The organism is Streptomyces sp. NPDC001920 (assembly GCF_053594495.1).
On sequence record NZ_JBSFEP010000003.1, the window covers coordinates 170,003 to 187,016 of the forward strand.

Genomic DNA, 17,014 nt, shown 5'->3' on the forward strand with positions numbered 1-17,014 from the left:
AGCGTTCACCCATTCGACTGACACGATGTCAGACCTTCAGGAGTTCAGATAAGTGAGAACCGCAAGTACCCGCCGGTGGTCCCCGTCACTCGGGGACAGCCCGAGCTTCAGGAAGATGTTGCTCACGTGCTTCTCGACGGCCCCGTCGCTCACCACCAGCTGCCGGGCGATCGCGGAATTGGTCCGCCCCTCGGCCATCAGCCCGAGCACCTCCCGCTCTCTGGGCGTGAGCCCCGCGAGCACGTCCTGCTTGCGGCTGCGGCCCAGGAGCTGGGCGACGACCTCCGGGTCGAGGGCCGTTCCGCCACGGGCGACCCGCACGACCGCGTCCACGAACTCCCGTACCTCCGCCACGCGGTCCTTGAGCAGATAGCCGACCCCCCGGCTTGAGCCGGCCAGCAGTTCGGTGGCGTACCGCTCCTCCACGTACTGCGACAGGACGAGTACCCCGAGACCGGGGTGTGCCTTGCGCAGCTGTACGGCCGCCCGCACGCCTTCGTCCGTGTGGGTCGGCGGCATCCGTACGTCCGCCACCACCACGTCCGGCAGCTCGCCCTGTGCGTCCAGCTCCGTGATGGTCTTGATCAGCGCGTCGCCGTCGCCCACCCCCGCCACGACCTCGTGCCCACGGTCGGTCAGCAGCCGGGTCAGCCCCTCCCTGAGAAGCACCGAATCCTCGGCGATGACCACACGCACCCTGTCTTCCACGATCCTCGGCCCCCCGAGCCTTGGTGTTCGGCCGAGCGTCTCCCGGCCCTGTCGTCCCTCGCGCCCTCAGTATCCCGCGATCGACTCGTCGCCACCGGGCCTGTGGAAAACCGGCCGAACAGCGTTCGATGCCACGGCCGCGAGGCGCCTCGCGGCGCGTGCCCGAGGAGGCACGGGGCCTCCGTGGGCGGGAGGGGGCGCCGGGGGTGGGTGGGAGGGACCGGAGGGAAGGGGAGAGAGGGGCGGGGAGGACCTCAAGGGACGGGAGAGGCGGCGCCGCAGGACGGAGAGAGAGGCCGGGGGACGGAAGCGGGGGGACGGAGAGGCGCCGGGGGACAGAAGCAGGGGGACGGGAGAAGGAAGCGCGATGCCATGCCTCGCTCCCCATCCGCCCGCGACGAGCGGATCAGGAGCGAGGCATGGCAGGCGGCAGCGACCCCGGCTACACCGTCCGCCAGGGCAGTTCCGCCGTCACCCGGGTGGGCCCGCCGACCGGTGAATCCACCACGAGGATTCCGTCCACCGCGTCCAGCCGCTCGGCCAGTCCCGCCAGCCCCGAGCCGTCCGCGGAGTCGGCGCCGCCGATGCCGTTGTCCACGACCTGGAGCATCAGCCGGTTCTCCACCCGCCACACGTCCACCGCGGCCCAGGTGGCCCGCGAGTGCTTGCTGATGTTCTGCAGCAGCTCGGAGACGGTGAAGTAGGCGATGCCCTCGATCGCCGGTACCGGCCGCTCGTTCTCCAGGTCCACCTGTACCTCCACCGGCACCGTGCAGCGCGAGGCGACCGCCGACAGGGCGGCGTCCAGGCCGCGGTCGGTCAGGACGGCCGGGTGGATGCCGCGGGCCAGGTCCCGCAGTTCCTGCAGCGCCGTCTTCACCTCGCCGTGCGCCTCGTCCACCATGCGCGCCGCCGCCTGCGGATCCTCCGCCAGCTTCTCCTTCGCCAGGCCGAGATCCATGGCCAGGGCCACCAGCCGGGCCTGCGCGCCGTCGTGCAGGTCGCGCTCGATGCGCCGCAGGTCGGCCGCCGCCGTATCGACCACCACACCCCGGTCGGACTCCAGCTCCACCACGCGCGTGGCCAGCCGCGACGGGCCGAGCAGACCGTGCACCAGCACCCGGTCGACCATGGTCAGCGCCCGCACGATCCACGGTGTGGCCAGCGTGAACAGGAGTCCGACCAGCGCGGTGACGGTGATCTCGAAGGGGTTGTCGAGGTATATGCGGTGCGTCTCGTCGCCGTAGAGCTGAAGGCCGTCCTGACCGGCCCACACCGGGAACACCCAGAACCACAGCGGATACGTCAGCAGTGCCCATCCGTACGCCCACATGTTCACCGCGACCACGAAGGAGAACGTCGCCCACGGCAGGTGCAGCACCCCGTACAGCAGACTCCGCCAGGACGTCCCGCTCTTCAGTACGGCGCCCATCCACGCCATGAAGCCGCGCCGGCGCATCCGCAGCGGCTCCGGGTCGGCCACGTCCAGGCGCAGCAGCGCACGCGCGCGTGCCCGCTCCAACGCACCCAGACCGCGGCACCCGGCAAGGCCCGCCGCCAGCACCGGCACGCCCAGGAAGGTCACGAGGAGGCCCGCGCCCAGCGACACCATCGTGACGCCGTACACGAACAGCACGATGCTGATCGGCAGGCTCAGCAGCACGTACCCGAACTCCCGCCAGCTACGGGCCTCGAACGGCGCCCGCAGTCCGGCCGGCAGCCGGTGCCGCCGCTCGCCGCCGTGCTCGGGGAGGCCGCGCTCGGGGAAGCCGAGCCCGTGCCCGTAGCCCTGTCCGTACTCCGTGGCCATCGGCGTCGTCCTGTCTCCTCGTCCCGTCAGCCCCGCCGCTGCCGGGGCTGTGCCGTCGTATCTCCAGCCTCTTCGACCGCAGGTCCGCGGACCATGGAGGCCGTCGGCGTCTCGAACGGGGGGTTTTCCCTACCCTCGCCCGGTGGCGCGGTCCCGCCAGGGCAGTTCCGCCGTCACCGTCGTGGGGCCGCCCTGGGGGGAGTCGACGACGAACAGGCCGTCCACGGCGCCCAGCCGGTCGGCGAGCCCGCGCATGCCCGTACCGCCGTCGAGACTCGCCCCGCCGCGGCCGTCGTCCCGTACCTGGATGAGCACCCGGTCGTCCGACCGCCACACGTCCACCGAGGCCGACTTCGCCCCGCTGTGCTTGCTGATGTTCTGCAGCAGCTCGGAGACGGTGAAGTAGGCGATGCCCTCGATCGCCGCGACCGGCCTGGCCGGCAGGTCCACGGTCACCTTCACCGGCACCGTGCAGCGCGAGGCGACCGCCGACAGGGCGGCGTCCAGACCCCGGTCCGTCAGGACCGCCGGATGGATGCCGCGCGCCAGGTCCCGCAGCTCCTGCAGCGCGAGCTTCACCTCGCCGTGAGCCTCCTCGACCATGGCCGCCGCCGAGTCGGGATCCTCCAGCAGCTTCTCCTTGGCCAGGCCCAGCCCCATGGCGAGGTTGACCAGGCGGGCCTGCGCGCCGTCGTGCAGGTCGCGCTCGATGCGCCGCAGGTCGGCCGCCGCCGTATCGACGACGACCCCCCGGTCCGACTCCAGCTCGGCGATACGGCGCTCCAGCTCGTCGGAGGGCGACAGCAGGCCGCGTACCATCGCCCGATCCGCGTTGGCCAGGCCCCGTGCGATGAACGGCAGCACCGGCCACAGCACGAACAGCGACGTCAGCGTGATGGTGAAGGTCAGGACGCCCCAAGGCAGCCGGATGAAGTCGTACAGCATCGTCCGCCAGCCCACCGGGTCCTTCAGCGCCAGCCACAACTGCGGGAACAAGCCGCCCCTGCCGCCGCGCAACGGCAGCGGGCTCGGCTCGTCCACCCGCACCCCGAGCAGCGCACGCGCGCGTGCGCGCTCCAGCTTGCCCAGCCGCCGCGCGCCCATCAGCCCGGCCGCGAGCAGCGGGAAGCCGATCACGGTGAGGGTCAGGAAGGCACCGGTGAACAACACCGTGACGACGTAGACGAAGCCGACCAGCGACGACGGGAAATTCGCCAGGAGGTGCGCGATCTCCCTCCAGGTGTGCCGGTCATAGGCGAAACGGACGGGCGGCAGCGCGGGCTGCTCACGGTCGGGCCGCCCGGAGGCGTCCCGGGAAGGGCTGGGGCGTTCGGTCATATGGGCTAGCGTGCCGGGCGGTGCGCCGCCGCGCCATGAGGAGGGCCGCCCACGTCCGAGGGGGGAAATCCCCACCCCGCGCGGCAGGCCCCCGTCGGCCGGGGGACCGGCCTGGCGGCGGGCCGTCGGATCTCGACGGCATCTCAAGGCGTGACGGGCTGCTTACGGTGTCTTTAGCAGGGCCTAGACTCCCGTGCGTACAGATCGTCGAACAGCGGTGTTCACCAGATCACAGGTCGCAGGACACTGGTCCCAGGACCGGTCCTGGGACATCGGTCACGAGGTCCACGAAGTCAGGGAGCGAGGGGCGGACGTGTCGGAACAGACCGTCGTCGTCACGGCGGCTGCGCATGACGTCGTCGTCGCGGCGGACTACTTCCAGTCCTACTCGGTCGTCGGACTGCTCGCCGTCATCGGCGTGCTGTTCGTCGCCGTCGCCTTCGGGGCGGGCCGCCTGCTGCGTCCCGTGGTCCCCACGCCCGAGAAACTCCTGACGTACGAGTGCGGCGTCGACCCCGTCGGCGAGGGCTGGGCCCACACCCAGGTCCGCTACTACGTCTACGCCTTCCTGTACGTCATCTTCGCCATCGACTCGATCTTCCTCTTCCCCTGGGCGACCGTCTTCGCCGACCCCGGGTACGGCGCGACCACGCTCGTCGAGATGTTCGTCTTCCTCGGCTTCCTGGCCGTGGGCCTGCTCTACGCATACAAGAAGGGCGTCCTGGCATGGACGTGACGCCAGACACCAACGAGCAGCCGGTTCTGCTGCCGGAACCGAAGCGGCTGGGCGCGCTCGCACGCCTCGCCCCCGAGCCGATGAAGGTGATCCTCAACTGGGGCCGCCGTTACTCGCTCTGGGTCTTCAACTTCGGCCTCGCCTGCTGCGCGATCGAGTTCATCGCCGCGTCGATGGCCCGTCACGACTTCATCCGCCTCGGCGTGATCCCCTTCGCGCCCGGCCCCCGGCAGGCCGACCTCATGGTCGTCTCGGGCACCGTGACGGACAAGATGGCCCCGGCGGTGAAGCGCCTGTACGAGCAGATGCCCGAGCCGAAGTACGTCATCTCCTTCGGCGCCTGCTCCAACTGCGGCGGCCCGTACTGGGACTCCTACTCCGTGACCAAGGGCGTCGACCAGATCATCCCGGTGGACGTCTACGTCCCCGGCTGCCCGCCGCGCCCCGAGGCCCTGCTCCAGGGAATCCTGAAGCTCCAGGAGAAGATCGCGCGGGAGTCGCTCGGGGAGCGGTACGCGAACGACGCCGCCCGCCCCTCCACGGCGGCGCTGCAGAGCGGCTTGGTGCAGGCTCCGAGGACACCGGGTGCCGCCGGCACGGACAGCGGCACCCACGGCACCGGTGCGGGGGAGGCCGGACGATGACGACGACCGGCTGGCTGCCCGCCCCCGTGGAGGAACTCTTCGGCCCGCAGGCCACGGCCGAGGAGTCGTACGACGTCCTGACCGTCGACGTACCCCCGACCTCCTGGATCGCGGCACTCGAGACGGCCCGCGACGAACTGGGCTGCACCTACTTCGACTGGCTGAGCGCGGTCGACGAACCGGGCACCGGCTTCCGCGTCGCCGCCCATGTCGCGGCCCTGTCCCCGGTACGGCGCCTGCTGGTCCGTACGACGGTCCCGCACGAGGCGCCGACGCTGCCCTCCGCGGTGGACGTCTACGCCGGCGCGGCCTGGCACGAACGCGAGACGCACGAGATGTTCGGCGTCGACTTCGCCGACCATCCGGCTCTTGACCACCTGCTGCTCCCGGACAACTTCGAGGGCCACCCCCTGCGCAAGGACTTCGTCCTCGCGGCCCGCGTGGCCAAGGCGTGGCCCGGCGCGAAGGAGCCGGGCGAGTCGGAGCACGGCGGCCCCAAGCGCCGCCAGATGCTGCCCCCCGGCGTTCCCGACCCCAACGACTGGGGCCCCCTGAAGGGCCAGCTGCCCCCTGCCCCGGCCCGCCCGGCCAGAGGCGCGGCTCGCGCAACCGGCGAACGCCCGGCCCGAGCGGCCGGGGAGCGTCCGGTGCGGCGGGCGCGTACGGCGGCGGAGGGCTCGGCGAGCCAGTCGGGTGCTTCGGCCCAGTCGGGTGCTTCGGCTGGGGGTGGGGCGCCTGGAGCCTCGGCGGCGGGGGAGCGTCCGGTGCGGCGGGCGCGTACGGCGGCGGAGGGCTCGGCGAGCCAAGGCGCCGGGGCGGAAGCAGCGCCCTCGACGCAGGTGCCTTCGACGCAGGCGCTCTCGACGCAGGCGTCAGCATCCGCTGAGGGCACCGGCACGCCGCCGGAGCCGTCCGGCTCCCCGGCAACGCCTCGGCGTGCGAGGAGTGCGAGCGAGGGCTCGTCCTCACAACGCGCCGGCTCGGGCACCGCCCCGGCCGGTCCCCGTCGATCCCGGAGCGCTTCGCAGGGTTCGGCGAGCCAGCGGGCCGCGTCCGACTCGACGGTGCCGGAGTCGCCGGGCACGGTGCCGGAATCGCTGGGCGCGGTACCGGAATCGGCGGGCACGGTGCCGGAGTCGCCGGGCGCGGTGGCTCCTGAATCGGCGGGCACGGTGGCCCCGCAATCGGCGGCGACTGACATGGCGGCGTCCGACAGTGCGGCGTCCGACGGCGCGGCACCGACCAACGGTGAGGCGTCGGACGGTGGTGAGGCATCGGCTCGCGGTGAGACATCGACCGACGTGGCGACTGCTGGTACGACCGGCGAAGCCGCACCGCCCGCGCGCCCCTCCGCTGCGAAGTCCCCCAAGGCCCCTCGCAGCCCGGACGCCCCGTGGCACCACGCCCGCCCGGCCTTCGACGAGACGGCCTCCCAGCGAGCAGCCGGCCCCGAGCCCGAGACCCAGCCCGAGCCGGAGACCCAGCCCGAGCCGGAGACTCAGCCCGAGCCGGAGACCGAGCCCGACCAGGCAACCCCCGAGGACGAAGACCCCGCAACGCCCGCGGACGGCCCGAGCGACTGCCGGACCGACGACCGCACCGACCCCACAGGAGGCCCGCAGTGAACGACGCGCTCGACGTCACCCTGCGACTCCTGATCGTCTTTGTCGTCTTCCTCACCTTCCCTCTGCTCATCGGTCAGACCGAACACAAGGTGATGGCCCATATGCAGGGCCGGCTCGGCCCGATGTACGCCGGCGGCTTCCACGGCTGGGCTCAGCTCGTCGCCGACGGCGTTAAGTTCGCGCAGAAGGAGGACGTCGTCCCCGCCGGCGCGGACCGCCGTATCTTCCAGCTCGCGCCCGCCGTGGCCCTCCTCCCCTACCTGCTCGTCCTGCTCGCCATCCCCATCGGCCCGGGTGAGGGCGCGGTCGGCGAAGTCATCGACGCCGGCATCTTCTTCGTCCTGGCGGTCATGGGCGTGGGCGTCCTCGGCTCGCTCATGGCCGGGTGGGCCTCCGCCAACAAGTTCTCCCTCCTCGGCGGCCTGCGCACCGCCGCCCAGCTGCTCGCCTACGAACTCCCGATGTTGCTGACCGCCGCCTCCGTGGCGATGGCGGCCGGCACCGTGTCGCTGCCCGGCATCCTCGACGCCTTCGAGTGGTGGTGGCTGCCCTGGCAGATCGTCGGCGCGATCGTCTTCTTCGTCGCCGGCCTCGCCGAACTCCAGCGGCCGCCCTTCGACATGCCCGTCGCCGACTCGGAGATCATCTTCGGCGCGTACACCGAGTACACGGGCCTGCGTTTCGCTCTCTTCCTCCTCGCCGAGTACGCCGGAATCGTCGTCCTGTGCGGCCTGACCACCGTCCTCTTCCTGGGCGGCTGGCACGGTCCCTGGGGAGCCGACGGCCTCGGCTGGGTCTGGACCCTGCTGAAGACCGCCGTCCTCGCCTTCCTCGTGATCTGGCTCCGCGTCACGTACCCCCGCCTGCGCGAGGACCAGCTCCAAAAGCTCTCCTGGACCCTCCTGGTCCCTCTCTCCCTCGCCCAGATCGCTCTCACCGGCGTCGTCAAGGTGGTGATCCAGTAACCATGGCCCCCATTCCCGGCAGTGGCCTGGCCAAGGGCCTGGCCGTCACCCTCCGCACGATGACGAAGAAGTCCGTCACCGCGCAGTACCCGGACACCCAGCCCGATCTGCCGCCCCGCACCCGCGGAGTGATCGGCCTGTTCGAGGAGAACTGCACGGTCTGCATGCTGTGCGCCCGCGAGTGCCCGGACTGGTGCATCTACATCGACTCCCACAAGGAGACGGTCCCGGCGGCGACCCCCGGAGGGCGGGAGCGCAGCCGTAACGTCCTCGACCGCTTCGCCATCGACTTCTCCCTGTGCATGTACTGCGGTATCTGCATCGAGGTCTGTCCTTTCGACGCCCTGTTCTGGTCTCCGGAGTTCGAGTACGCCGAGACCGACATCCGCGACCTCACCCACGAGCGCGACAAGCTCCGCGAGTGGATGTGGACCGTCCCGGCCCCGCCCGCCCTCGACCCCGGCGCGGAGGAGCCCAAGGAGATCGCCACCGCCCGCAAGGCCGCCGAGAAGCTGGCGGCCCAGCGGCAGGATGCGGCCGCCGCACCCGCCACCCCCACGGAGACCGAGCCGCACGCCGAGCAGCAGGCCCGCGCCGCCGAACAGCCCACCCGGCCGGCGGGGGAGTCCCAGCAGCAGACGGACCAGCCGAGGCAGGAGGGCCGGGAATGACCCTCGCCGCAACCGCGGGCCTTCTCGCGGGGGGCCCGACCACCAGGGCCGCCACCGAAACCCACGGCTTCCTCTCCCCGACCGGGGTGGAGATCGCCTTCCTTCTCGTCGGCCTGGTCACCTTCGGCGCCGCGCTGGTCACCGTCACCACCCGGCAGCTCGTGCACGCCGCCCTGTGGCTGGTGGTCACGCTCGGCGGCCTCGCCGTGGAGTACCTCCTGCTCACCGCCGAGTTCATCGCCTGGGTGCAGGTCCTCATCTACGTCGGTTCCGTCGTCGTCCTCCTCCTGTTCGGTCTGATGCTCACCAGGGCCCCGATCGGCCGTTCGCCGGACGCCGACTCCGGCAACCGCTGGGCCGCCCTCGCCGTGGCCCTGGCGTCCGCGGCCACCCTCGTCTGGGTCGTGGTCGACGCCTTCCGCACAACGTGGATCGACCTCGACGGTCCCGCCGCGGGCTCCACGAAAGCCACCGGCGAGAGCCTCTTCCAGAACTGGGTCCTCCCCTTCGAGGGCCTCTCCGTCCTGCTCCTCGCCGCACTGGTCGGCGCGATCGTCCTGTCCCGCAAGGCGAAGGCGGAGTCGAGCTCTCCCCCTGTGAACTCCCGGGCGGTGACCGGGAGTTCCCCATCCGTCCCGGATTCCCGGAATCACTCGATCGGGCGAAACGGAGCGTCCGAGGGAACTGGGTCGGCCGAGCAGGAAGGCGCCCGCTGATGCACCTCGCCTATCCCGCCGTCCTCTCCGCCCTCCTGTTCTGCACCGGCCTGTACGGCGTCCTCGCCCGCCGCAACGCGATCCTGGTCCTGATGTCGGTCGAGCTGATGCTCAACGCCGTCAACCTCAACCTGGTCGCCTTCGACGTCTGGCTCAGCGAGGCCGCCGAGGAGACCCTGCACTCCGGCCAGGCGCTGACCCTCTTCACGATCACCATCGCCGCCGCCGAGATCGGCATCGGCCTGGCGATCGTCCTCGCCGTTCACCGCAACCGCGGTACCTCGGACATCGACAAACTCCGCGACACCGCCGAAGGCCACGACTCCGACGGCGCCGACCACGACGCCCTGACAGCCGGGCAGGCCGAGAAGGCTGAGGCCACCGCGTGACCACGACCACCCTCGCCGTACTGGTCCCCCTCCTGCCGTTCCTGGGCGCCGCTGCCGGCCTGCTCATGGGCCGCACTGCCCCCGGCTTCGTGCGCCCGCTGGCCGTCCTGCCGACGCTCGCGGCCCTCATGCTCGCCGCGGTGGTCGCCGTGCGCCAGGGCGGCGACCAGGCGATCAACGCCGCCACCGAACTCACGCCCACCGGCTCGGTCCCGATCGAGTTGGCCCTGCACATCGACGGCTTCGCCGCACTCGTCGCCGTCCTCGTCGGCGTCGTCGCCACCTGCGTGCAGATCTACTCGACGGGCTACCTGCGCGAGGACCCGCGCTACTCCTCGTACGCCGCGCTCGTCTCCTTGTTCACCTCCGCGATGCTGCTCGTGGTCTACTCCGGCGACCTCATGGTGCTGCTCGTCGGCTGGGAGATCATGGGCATCTGCTCGTACTTCCTGGTCGGCCACTACTGGGAGACCCCGGAGGCCCGGGCCGCCTCCATCAAGGCGTTCCTGGTGACCAAACTCGGTGACGTCCCCTTCCTCATCGGACTCTTCGCCCTGGCCACCGACGCCGGGTCCTTCCGCATCACGAAGATCCTCGGCGCCGTCACGAGCGGCGGACTCGACCACCCGACCCTGATCGCGCTGCTGCTCCTCGCGGGTGTCGCGGGCAAGTCGGCGCAGTTCCCACTGCACACCTGGCTCCCCGACGCCATGGCGGGTCCGACGCCCGTCTCCGCGCTGATCCACGCCGCGACGATGGTCGCCGCCGGTGTCTACTTCATCGCTCGTCTCCTTCCGGTCTTCGAGGCATCCCAGGCCGCGATGATCGTTCTCGCCGTCATGGCCGCGGTCACGATGGCGGGTTCCGGCCTCGCCGCACTCGCCCAGGACGACATCAAGCGGGTCCTCGCCTACTCGACGATCGGTCAGCTCGGCTACATGACCGGCGCCCTCGCGGTCGCCGACCGCGGTGCCGCCGTCTTCCACCTCCTCTCGCACGGTGCCTTCAAGGCCCTGCTGTTCCTCGCGGCCGGCGTGATCATCCACGCCTCGGGCACCAACTCACTGGCCGCCATGTCCCGCATGAGCCACCTGCGTGACCGCGTCCCCGACGCCTTCTGGACGATGACCGTGGCCCTCCTCGCGCTGGCCGCGATCCCGCCGTTCAGCGGCTTCTTCTCCAAGGAGTCCGTCCTGGGCGCCGCCGAGCACGCCGCCACCGGCCACGCCGAGAACGTCCCGGGTGCCGCGGGCTGGACCGTCCTGGTCGCAGGTGTGGTCACCGCCCTGCTCACCGCCGCCTACGCGACGCGCCTGTGGCTGCTGGCCTTCCGCGGCCGGGGCGCCGAGGCCCCTGACCACGGCAGGCAGCCGCTGACCATGACCGTGGTGCTGTGGGTGCTCGCGGTCCCCTCCCTCGCCATCGGCGCACTCGCCTACCGCGTCCTGCCGGACTGGTTCGACGGCCGTGATCTCGCCCCGACTCTCACCACCTCCGTCCTCGGTACGGGTGTGGCCCTCATCGGTGGCATCGCCACCTACGCGGCCTGGCGCCACACCACCTCCCTCGCGGCCCGCGTGCCGCTGGGTGCGGTCGCGGCCCATCCTGAGGGCGACGCCGCCCAGGTCGAGGCGGAGGCCATCGCCAGCCACGCGCCCGTGTACGGGGGAGTGGCCTACGCGTCCGACCCCGCGGACCCGGGCCGCGTGCTGCTCGGCCCGCTGCACCGGCACGCCGCTGTCGGCTTCCACCTCGACGCCGTGTACCGGGCGCTGTTCGTCCGCCCGGTCCAGGGCGGCGCGAGTCTCGTCCGGTTCCTCGACCGCGAGGTCGTCGACACCTACGTACGCGGCGCGGGCGCCCTACCCCGCTGGCTCGGCATCGCCGTACGGCGGGCCCAGACCGGCAATGTGCAGACCTATGTGAGCGCGCTGCTCGCCGGCACCGTCGTCCTGGCGGTCGCCGTCGTCCTCGTCGCCACGGGAGCGTGAGCAGGCGTGATCGATATCAACGAGTCCGTGATGCAGTTCCTTCTGGCGTTCGTGGTCGTCGGCCCGCTCCTCGGCGCGGCCGCCGCCCTCCTGCCGGCCCCGCCAGGGCTGAAGGGGAAGTCGCCCGAGCAGGCCGTGCTCCGGCACGGCGTCACCGTCACCGGCGCGGTCCTCGCCGCGGCGATCGTCCTCGCGCTCGGCTTCGACCACGACCAGCCGTCGAAGATGCAGGCCAGCACGGACATCAGCTGGATCCCCGCACTCGACGTGCGCCTCCACCTCGGCGTCGACGGCATCTCCCTCCCCCTCCTGCTCCTGACCGCGCTGCTGACCTTCCTCTGCGCGCTCTACTCCTACTTCAATATGCCCGCGGGCCCGACCCCGAAGGCCTTCGTCGCACTGCTGCTCGTCCTCGAGTCCGGCACCCTCGCCACCTTCGCCGTCCTCGACCTGCTGCTCTTCTTCCTCGCCTTCGAGATGGTCCTGATCCCGATGTACTTCCTCATCGCCCGCTGGGGCGGCGAGGGCCGGGCCGAGGCCGCCTGGAAATTCATCCTCTACACGCTGCTCGGCTCCGTGGTCATGCTGCTCGGCCTGCTCCTGATCGGCGTCAAGGCGGGCACGTTCGACATGGTGGCACTCGCCACTGACAACGGCCGCTCGCTGGCCGCATCCGTGCAGGTCATCGCCGTTCTGGCGATCGGTCTGGGGCTCGCGGTCAAGACCCCGATGTGGCCGTTGCACAGCTGGCTGCCGGATGCACACACCGCCGCGCCGACCGTCGGGTCGGTACTGCTGGCCGGTGTACTGCTCAAGATGGGAACGTACGGGTTCGTCCGTATCCTCCTACCGATCGCTCCCGACGGCTTCGCCGATTTCGCCCCCTACCTCGCCGCCTTCGCCGTCGTCGGGATCATCTACGGATCCCTGGCCTGCCTCGCCCTCGCTCGGCAGGGCGCGAAGGGCGACCTCAAGCGCCTCATCGCGTACTCGTCCGTCGGCCACATGGGCTTCGTGCTGCTCGGCATCGCCACGATGACCCCGACCGGCCTGAACGGCGCCCTCTTCGCCAACATCGCCCACGGCCTGATCACCGGCCTGCTCTTCTTCCTGGTCGGCGCGCTGAAGGACCGTACGGGCACGACCGACCTCGACGCCCTCGCCGAACAGACCGGGGCCGCACTGTACGGCAAGGCGCCTCGCCTCGGCGGCCTGCTCGCCTTCGCCGCGGTCGCCTCGCTCGGGCTGCCGGGTCTGGCCGGGTTCTGGGGGGAGATGCTCGCGCTGTTCGGGGCGTTCGAGCCCGCCGACGGCCTCAGCCGTCCGGCCTTCCTGACCTTCATGGCGATCGGCGCTTTCGGCACCCTGCTGACCGCCGCGTACATGCTCGTCGTGGTCCGGCGCGTCTGCATGGGCGCGGTCCCGCAGGACGGCCCGAACCTCGCCGACGTGCAGACCTACGAGTTCGCGGCCTGGACGCCGCTCGTCGCCCTCACCGTCGTCGCCGGACTGTGGCCGAAGACCCTCCTCGGCCTGACCGACCCGGCCGTGCAGCAGCTCCTCGCAGGAGGTCCCCGATGAGCGTCCTGGCCCAGCCGCTCGCCGAGTCCGTGGTCCAGTCCGTCGACTGGCTCGCCATCGCGCCGCCCACCGTCGCGGCGGTCGTCGCACTCGTCGTCCTCGTCGCCGACCTGTTCGTCGCGGAGGCCAAGAAGGCCCTGCTCGGCTGGATGTCCGTCGTGGGCCTGGCCGCCTCCGCGCTCCTGCTGCTGCCCCTCCTGGACGGCGACCGCGCCACCTTCTGCCTGACCGGCGATCCCGGAGTCTGCAGCTACACGGCCGACCGCTTCACTCTCGTCATCCAGTTCCTGGTCCTCGGTGGCGCCCTGCTCGCGGCCCTCCTGTCGGTCACCGCCCTCAAGGACGCCGACAAGGAGCTTCCCGAAGGGGAGTTCTGGTTCCTGCTGCTCTCCTCCGCAGCCGGAGCCGCCCTCCTGCCGGCCTCACGGGATCTGGCGACCCTCATCGTCGCCCTCGAAGTCGCCTCGCTCCCCGCCTTCGCCCTCGTCGGCCTGCGCCACGGCGACCGTAAGTCCTCCGAAGCGGCACTGAAGTTCTTCCTGTCCTCGGTCACCGCGACCGCGGTCAGCCTCATGGGCATCAGCTTCGTGTACGCCTCCACGGGCACCCTCTACCTCACCCAGATCGCCGAGCGGATCCAGAACGTCGACGGACAGCTCCACACCCTCGCCCAGACCGGAGTCGTCCTCACCCTGATCGGCTTCGCCTTCAAGACGGCAGCCGTGCCCTTCCACTTCTGGGTGCCGGACACATACGTGGGAGCGCCCCTGCCGGTCGCCGCCTACCTGTCGGTCGTCGGCAAGGCGGTCGGCTTCACCGGCCTGATCCTCGTCACGGTCATCGCGCTGCCGTCGTACGCCGACGTCTGGGGGCCGGCCCTCGCGGCCCTGGCCGCCCTCACCATGACCGTCGGCAACGTCGGCGCCCTGCGCCAGCAGGCCACGCGCGCGTACAGCGCGGTACGGCTGCTCGCCTGGTCCTCCGTCGGCCAGGCCGGCTACCTCCTGGTGCCGATCGCCGCCGCCGCGTACTCCGACGACGCCGAGCGCTCGATCGGCTCCACCGTCGCCTACGCCCTCATGTACGCCGCCGTGAACCTCGGTGCCTTCGCGGTGGTCGCACTCGTGGGCCGTACGAAGACCCTCAACCGCATCAGCGACTACCGGGGCCTGTACGCCCGCAACCCCCTGTCCGCCCTCATCCTGGCCTTCTTCCTGCTCTGCCTCGCCGGACTCCCGCCGGGCATCATCGGCCTCTTCGCCAAGGTCACCGTCTTCTCCGCAGCCGTAGACGCGGGGCTCGGCTGGCTGGCCGTGGTCATGGCCGTCAACGTCGTGATCGCGCTGTTCTACTACCTCCAGTGGACGGCCCTGCTGTTCCGCGCCTCCGAGGGCGAGCCCGTCAAGCACCTCGTCCCCGCGCCCGTGACGGCCACGATGGCTCTCACCGGCGCCGTCGGCATCGCCCTGTCCGGAGCCCCCCAGCTGATTCTGCGTTTCGCCGACACCGGCCTCTTCTGAGTTCTGGCGCATTCCCTGCGCGCGCGTGGGGCACCCGGCCTCCACGCGCGCGTGGAGGGCGGCGCCCGAGCCCTCACCCGTACGGCTCACGCCCGCAGCCGTACGCACCAGGGAACCCGGGGCCCTCGCCTGGCGTTGACCAGTACAGAAGGGTCCACTGGACGTGACATCACGGCACCAGTGGCGTCGGAGATCGACCAGTAAAGGGTTCCCCTGCCGCACCACTTGGAGGGCGTACCGTGCACCGCCGGCACAACGGGCTCAGGACCGCAGTACTCCTCGGAGGACTGTCCGCCCTCATCATCGTCATCGGCAGCTTCTTCGGCCGTATGGGGCTCGTCGTCGCGGTCCTGATCGCGCTGGCCACGAACGCGTACGCGTACTGGAACAGCGACAAACTGGCGCTGCGCGCGATGCGCGCCCGCCCGGTAAGCGAGTTCGAGGCCCCAGGGCTCTATCGCATGGTCCGCGAGCTCTCCACCCAGGCCCGCCAGCCCATGCCCCGCCTCTACATCTCTCCGACGGAGGCGCCGAACGCCTTCGCCACGGGCCGCAACCCGCGCAACGCAGCCGTGTGCTGCACCGAAGGGATCCTGCGCCTCCTCGACGAACGCGAACTGCGCGGAGTCATCGGCCACGAGTTGAGCCACGTCTACAACCGCGACATCCTGATCTCGTCGGTCGCCGGTGCCCTTGCCTCGGTGATCATGTTCCTGGTCAACTTCGCCTGGCTGATCCCGATCGGGCGGTCCGATGACGACGACGGTCCCGGCCTCCTCGGTATGCTGTTGATCATGATCCTGGGCCCGCTCGCCGCCTCGCTCATCCAGCTGGCCATCAGCCGCTCGCGGGAGTACGAGGCCGACGCGTCCGGCGCCCAGCTCACCGGGGACCCCCTCGCCCTCGCCAGCGCCCTGCGCAAGCTCGAACGAGGCACCAAGCAGCTGCCGCTGCCCCCGGAACCCCGCATCGAGACAGCCAGTCACATGATGATCGCCAACCCCTTCCGCCCGGGTCAGGGGTTTTCCAAGATGTTCTCGACCCACCCGCCGATGGCGGAGCGTATCGCCCGGCTGGAGAAGATGGCAGGCCCCCAGTGAAGACCATCCTGAACGTCATATGGCTCGTCCTGAGCGGCTTCTGGCTGTGCCTCGGCTACCTGCTCGCGGGCGTGCTCCTGTGCATCACCATCATCGGTATCCCGTTCGGCGTCGCGGCCTTCCGTATCGGCGTCTACGCCCTGTGGCCCTTCGGATACACGACGGTCGAGCGCCGCGACGCCGGAGCCCCGTCCTGCGTCGGCAACGTGCTGTGGCTCGTCCTCGCGGGCTGGTGGCTGGCCATCGGCCATATCGTCACGGGCCTCGCCCTCTGCGTCACGATCATCGGCATCCCGTTCGGCATCGCCAACTTCAAGCTGATTCCGGTGTCGCTGTTCCCGCTGGGCCGCGAAATCGTGTCCACGGACAGGCCGTTCGCGCAGAGCTGGTAGCGCCGCGGTACGAGGGCGGTGGCCCCTGCGGAGCCAGGCGGTGGCCCCGGTGGGGCGGGGACGAAGACCACGAGATTTCCACAATCCGGTGGTTGTCCACAGGCAGGACCGATTGTCAGTGGCGGCTTGCATCATGAACGCATGACCGAGATCGAGCAGTTGCTGACGAGGGTGGCGGACAAGGCCCGCAACACCCGCCCGTGGGGCTGGACTTCCCTTCCCGCGCCTGTGGACGCGGCCGCAGTGGCCCGCGCCGAGGCCGCCCTCGGCTTCCGCCTGCCCCCGCTGCTCGCCGACCTCTACCTGCGCATAGGAGACGGCGGGTTCGGCCCGGAGTACGGCCTGTTGCCGCTGCTCGACAGTCCTCCGGCCGGCGAGCCCGCCGCCGTCACCCAGTACCTCGCCAACCGGGAGAGCGCCCGCAAGGACCCCGACTGGCCCTGGCCCGAGGGCGTCCTGCCGATATCCCACTGGGGCTGCGCGATGTACGCGTGCGTGGACTGCCGAAGCCCTCACACCACCGTCCTGCTCTTCGAGCCGAACGCCGATGACGCCGACCAGGCGTGGTACGTCGACGCCCCGAGCCTGGAAGGCTGGCTGCGTGCCTGGGTCGACGGCACCGGCTGGTACGAGGAGACGAGCGAGGGCATGGAGATGGCTCCCTGGGCCGACCTCCGCATACGGACGGCACCGGTACAGGCTTCCTGACCAGCCGCGAACCCACAGCGCATCCGGCAGACGGGACCTGAACTGCACCGAGGGCGCAGTGCGGACACCACCCCTGGCGACCCCGCACCCCGCACCCCGCACCCCGCACCCCGCATCCCG

Annotated in this window: 16 protein-coding genes; 13 read left to right on the plus strand and 3 right to left on the minus strand. The window is 71.1% G+C overall.

Features of this window, described 5'->3' with window-relative positions; translation table 11 throughout:
* Nucleotides 1-36 precede the first annotated feature (36 nt).
* The 3 genes from ACWCPI_RS06035 to ACWCPI_RS06045 form a co-directional block, all read right to left on the minus strand.
* A complete protein-coding gene (locus ACWCPI_RS06035) occupies nt 37-708 on the minus strand; it encodes a LuxR C-terminal-related transcriptional regulator (RefSeq protein ID WP_388809772.1) in 672 nt (223 codons plus the stop codon).
* 442 nt (nt 709-1,150) lie between these two features.
* Nucleotides 1,151-2,518: a sensor histidine kinase gene (locus ACWCPI_RS06040; protein ID WP_451036968.1), complete on the minus strand. Its 1,368-nt coding sequence runs from the start codon at nt 2,516-2,518 to the stop codon at nt 1,151-1,153.
* 129 nt (nt 2,519-2,647) lie between these two features.
* Nucleotides 2,648-3,856 carry a sensor histidine kinase gene (locus ACWCPI_RS06045; RefSeq protein ID WP_451036969.1) on the minus strand — a complete coding sequence of 403 codons (1,209 nt, stop codon included), beginning with the start codon at nt 3,854-3,856 and terminating at the stop codon, nt 2,648-2,650.
* A gap of 313 nt (nt 3,857-4,169) precedes the next feature.
* Between ACWCPI_RS06045 and ACWCPI_RS06050 the strand changes: the two genes are divergently transcribed.
* The 13 genes from ACWCPI_RS06050 to ACWCPI_RS06110 all read left to right on the plus strand — a co-directional run bounded on the left by ACWCPI_RS06050 (nt 4,170) and on the right by ACWCPI_RS06110 (nt 16,894).
* Nucleotides 4,170-4,592: an NADH-quinone oxidoreductase subunit A gene (locus ACWCPI_RS06050; protein ID WP_388809763.1), complete on the plus strand. Its 423-nt coding sequence runs from the start codon at nt 4,170-4,172 to the stop codon at nt 4,590-4,592.
* On the plus strand, nt 4,583-5,236 hold the full coding sequence (locus ACWCPI_RS06055; protein WP_451036970.1) for an NADH-quinone oxidoreductase subunit B: 654 nt from the start codon (nt 4,583-4,585) through the stop codon (nt 5,234-5,236). The genes ACWCPI_RS06050 and ACWCPI_RS06055 overlap by 10 nt, the downstream gene beginning before the upstream one ends.
* The gene (locus ACWCPI_RS06060; protein WP_451036971.1) at nt 5,233-6,861 is read left to right on the plus strand and encodes an NADH-quinone oxidoreductase subunit C; all 1,629 of its coding nucleotides are present in this window, start codon (nt 5,233-5,235) and stop codon (nt 6,859-6,861) included. The genes ACWCPI_RS06055 and ACWCPI_RS06060 overlap by 4 nt, the downstream gene beginning before the upstream one ends.
* Entirely contained in the window at nt 6,858-7,826 is a 969-nt protein-coding gene (locus ACWCPI_RS06065; RefSeq protein ID WP_451036972.1) for a complex I subunit 1/NuoH family protein, read from the plus strand. Before ACWCPI_RS06060 ends, ACWCPI_RS06065 begins: the two co-directional genes overlap by 4 nt.
* 2 nt (nt 7,827-7,828) lie before the next feature.
* The gene (locus ACWCPI_RS06070) at nt 7,829-8,497 is read left to right on the plus strand and encodes a NuoI/complex I 23 kDa subunit family protein (protein ID WP_388809752.1); all 669 of its coding nucleotides are present in this window, start codon (nt 7,829-7,831) and stop codon (nt 8,495-8,497) included.
* Nucleotides 8,494-9,213, plus strand: coding sequence for an NADH-quinone oxidoreductase subunit J family protein (locus tag ACWCPI_RS06075; protein WP_451036973.1), 720 nt, complete (start codon nt 8,494-8,496; stop codon nt 9,211-9,213). The genes ACWCPI_RS06070 and ACWCPI_RS06075 overlap by 4 nt, the downstream gene beginning before the upstream one ends.
* Nucleotides 9,213-9,602 carry an NADH-quinone oxidoreductase subunit NuoK gene (gene nuoK, locus ACWCPI_RS06080; RefSeq protein ID WP_451036974.1) on the plus strand — a complete coding sequence of 130 codons (390 nt, stop codon included), beginning with the start codon at nt 9,213-9,215 and terminating at the stop codon, nt 9,600-9,602. The genes ACWCPI_RS06075 and nuoK overlap by 1 nt, the downstream gene beginning before the upstream one ends.
* A complete protein-coding gene (locus ACWCPI_RS06085) occupies nt 9,599-11,593 on the plus strand; it encodes an NADH-quinone oxidoreductase subunit 5 family protein (protein ID WP_451036975.1) in 1,995 nt (664 codons plus the stop codon). The genes nuoK and ACWCPI_RS06085 overlap by 4 nt, the downstream gene beginning before the upstream one ends.
* A 6-nt stretch (nt 11,594-11,599) precedes the next feature.
* Nucleotides 11,600-13,174: a complex I subunit 4 family protein gene (locus ACWCPI_RS06090; RefSeq protein ID WP_451036976.1), complete on the plus strand. Its 1,575-nt coding sequence runs from the start codon at nt 11,600-11,602 to the stop codon at nt 13,172-13,174.
* Nucleotides 13,171-14,694, plus strand: a complete 1,524-nt coding sequence (locus ACWCPI_RS06095; protein ID WP_451036977.1) for an NADH-quinone oxidoreductase subunit N — start codon at nt 13,171-13,173, stop codon at nt 14,692-14,694. The genes ACWCPI_RS06090 and ACWCPI_RS06095 overlap by 4 nt, the downstream gene beginning before the upstream one ends.
* 239 nt (nt 14,695-14,933) lie before the next feature.
* Complete coding sequence (gene htpX, locus ACWCPI_RS06100) at nt 14,934-15,794, plus strand: zinc metalloprotease HtpX (RefSeq protein WP_388809738.1); 861 nt, start codon at nt 14,934-14,936, stop codon at nt 15,792-15,794.
* Nucleotides 15,791-16,186 (plus strand): YccF domain-containing protein, encoded by a 396-nt coding sequence (locus tag ACWCPI_RS06105; protein ID WP_388809736.1) that lies wholly within the window; start codon nt 15,791-15,793, stop codon nt 16,184-16,186. Before htpX ends, ACWCPI_RS06105 begins: the two co-directional genes overlap by 4 nt.
* A 141-nt stretch (nt 16,187-16,327) precedes the next feature.
* Entirely contained in the window at nt 16,328-16,894 is a 567-nt protein-coding gene (locus ACWCPI_RS06110; RefSeq protein ID WP_451036978.1) for an SMI1/KNR4 family protein, read from the plus strand.
* Nucleotides 16,895-17,014 lie beyond the last annotated feature (120 nt).

Excerpts from the sequence above, each read along its gene's own strand:
- ACWCPI_RS06040 (WP_451036968.1), bottom strand. The coding sequence starts at position 2,518 with ATGGCCACGGAGTACGGACAGGGCTACGGGCACGGGCTCGGCTTCCCC.
- ACWCPI_RS06095 (WP_451036977.1), top strand. The coding sequence starts at position 13,171 with ATGAGCGTCCTGGCCCAGCCGCTCGCCGAGTCCGTGGTCCAGTCCGTC.
- ACWCPI_RS06045 (WP_451036969.1), bottom strand. The coding sequence starts at position 3,856 with ATGACCGAACGCCCCAGCCCTTCCCGGGACGCCTCCGGGCGGCCCGAC.
- ACWCPI_RS06070 (WP_388809752.1), top strand. The coding sequence starts at position 7,829 with ATGGCCCCCATTCCCGGCAGTGGCCTGGCCAAGGGCCTGGCCGTCACC.
- ACWCPI_RS06055 (WP_451036970.1), top strand. The coding sequence starts at position 4,583 with ATGGACGTGACGCCAGACACCAACGAGCAGCCGGTTCTGCTGCCGGAA.
- ACWCPI_RS06110 (WP_451036978.1), top strand. The coding sequence starts at position 16,328 with ATGACCGAGATCGAGCAGTTGCTGACGAGGGTGGCGGACAAGGCCCGC.
- nuoK (WP_451036974.1), top strand. The coding sequence starts at position 9,213 with ATGCACCTCGCCTATCCCGCCGTCCTCTCCGCCCTCCTGTTCTGCACC.
- ACWCPI_RS06075 (WP_451036973.1), top strand. The coding sequence starts at position 8,494 with ATGACCCTCGCCGCAACCGCGGGCCTTCTCGCGGGGGGCCCGACCACC.
- ACWCPI_RS06060 (WP_451036971.1), top strand. The coding sequence starts at position 5,233 with ATGACGACGACCGGCTGGCTGCCCGCCCCCGTGGAGGAACTCTTCGGC.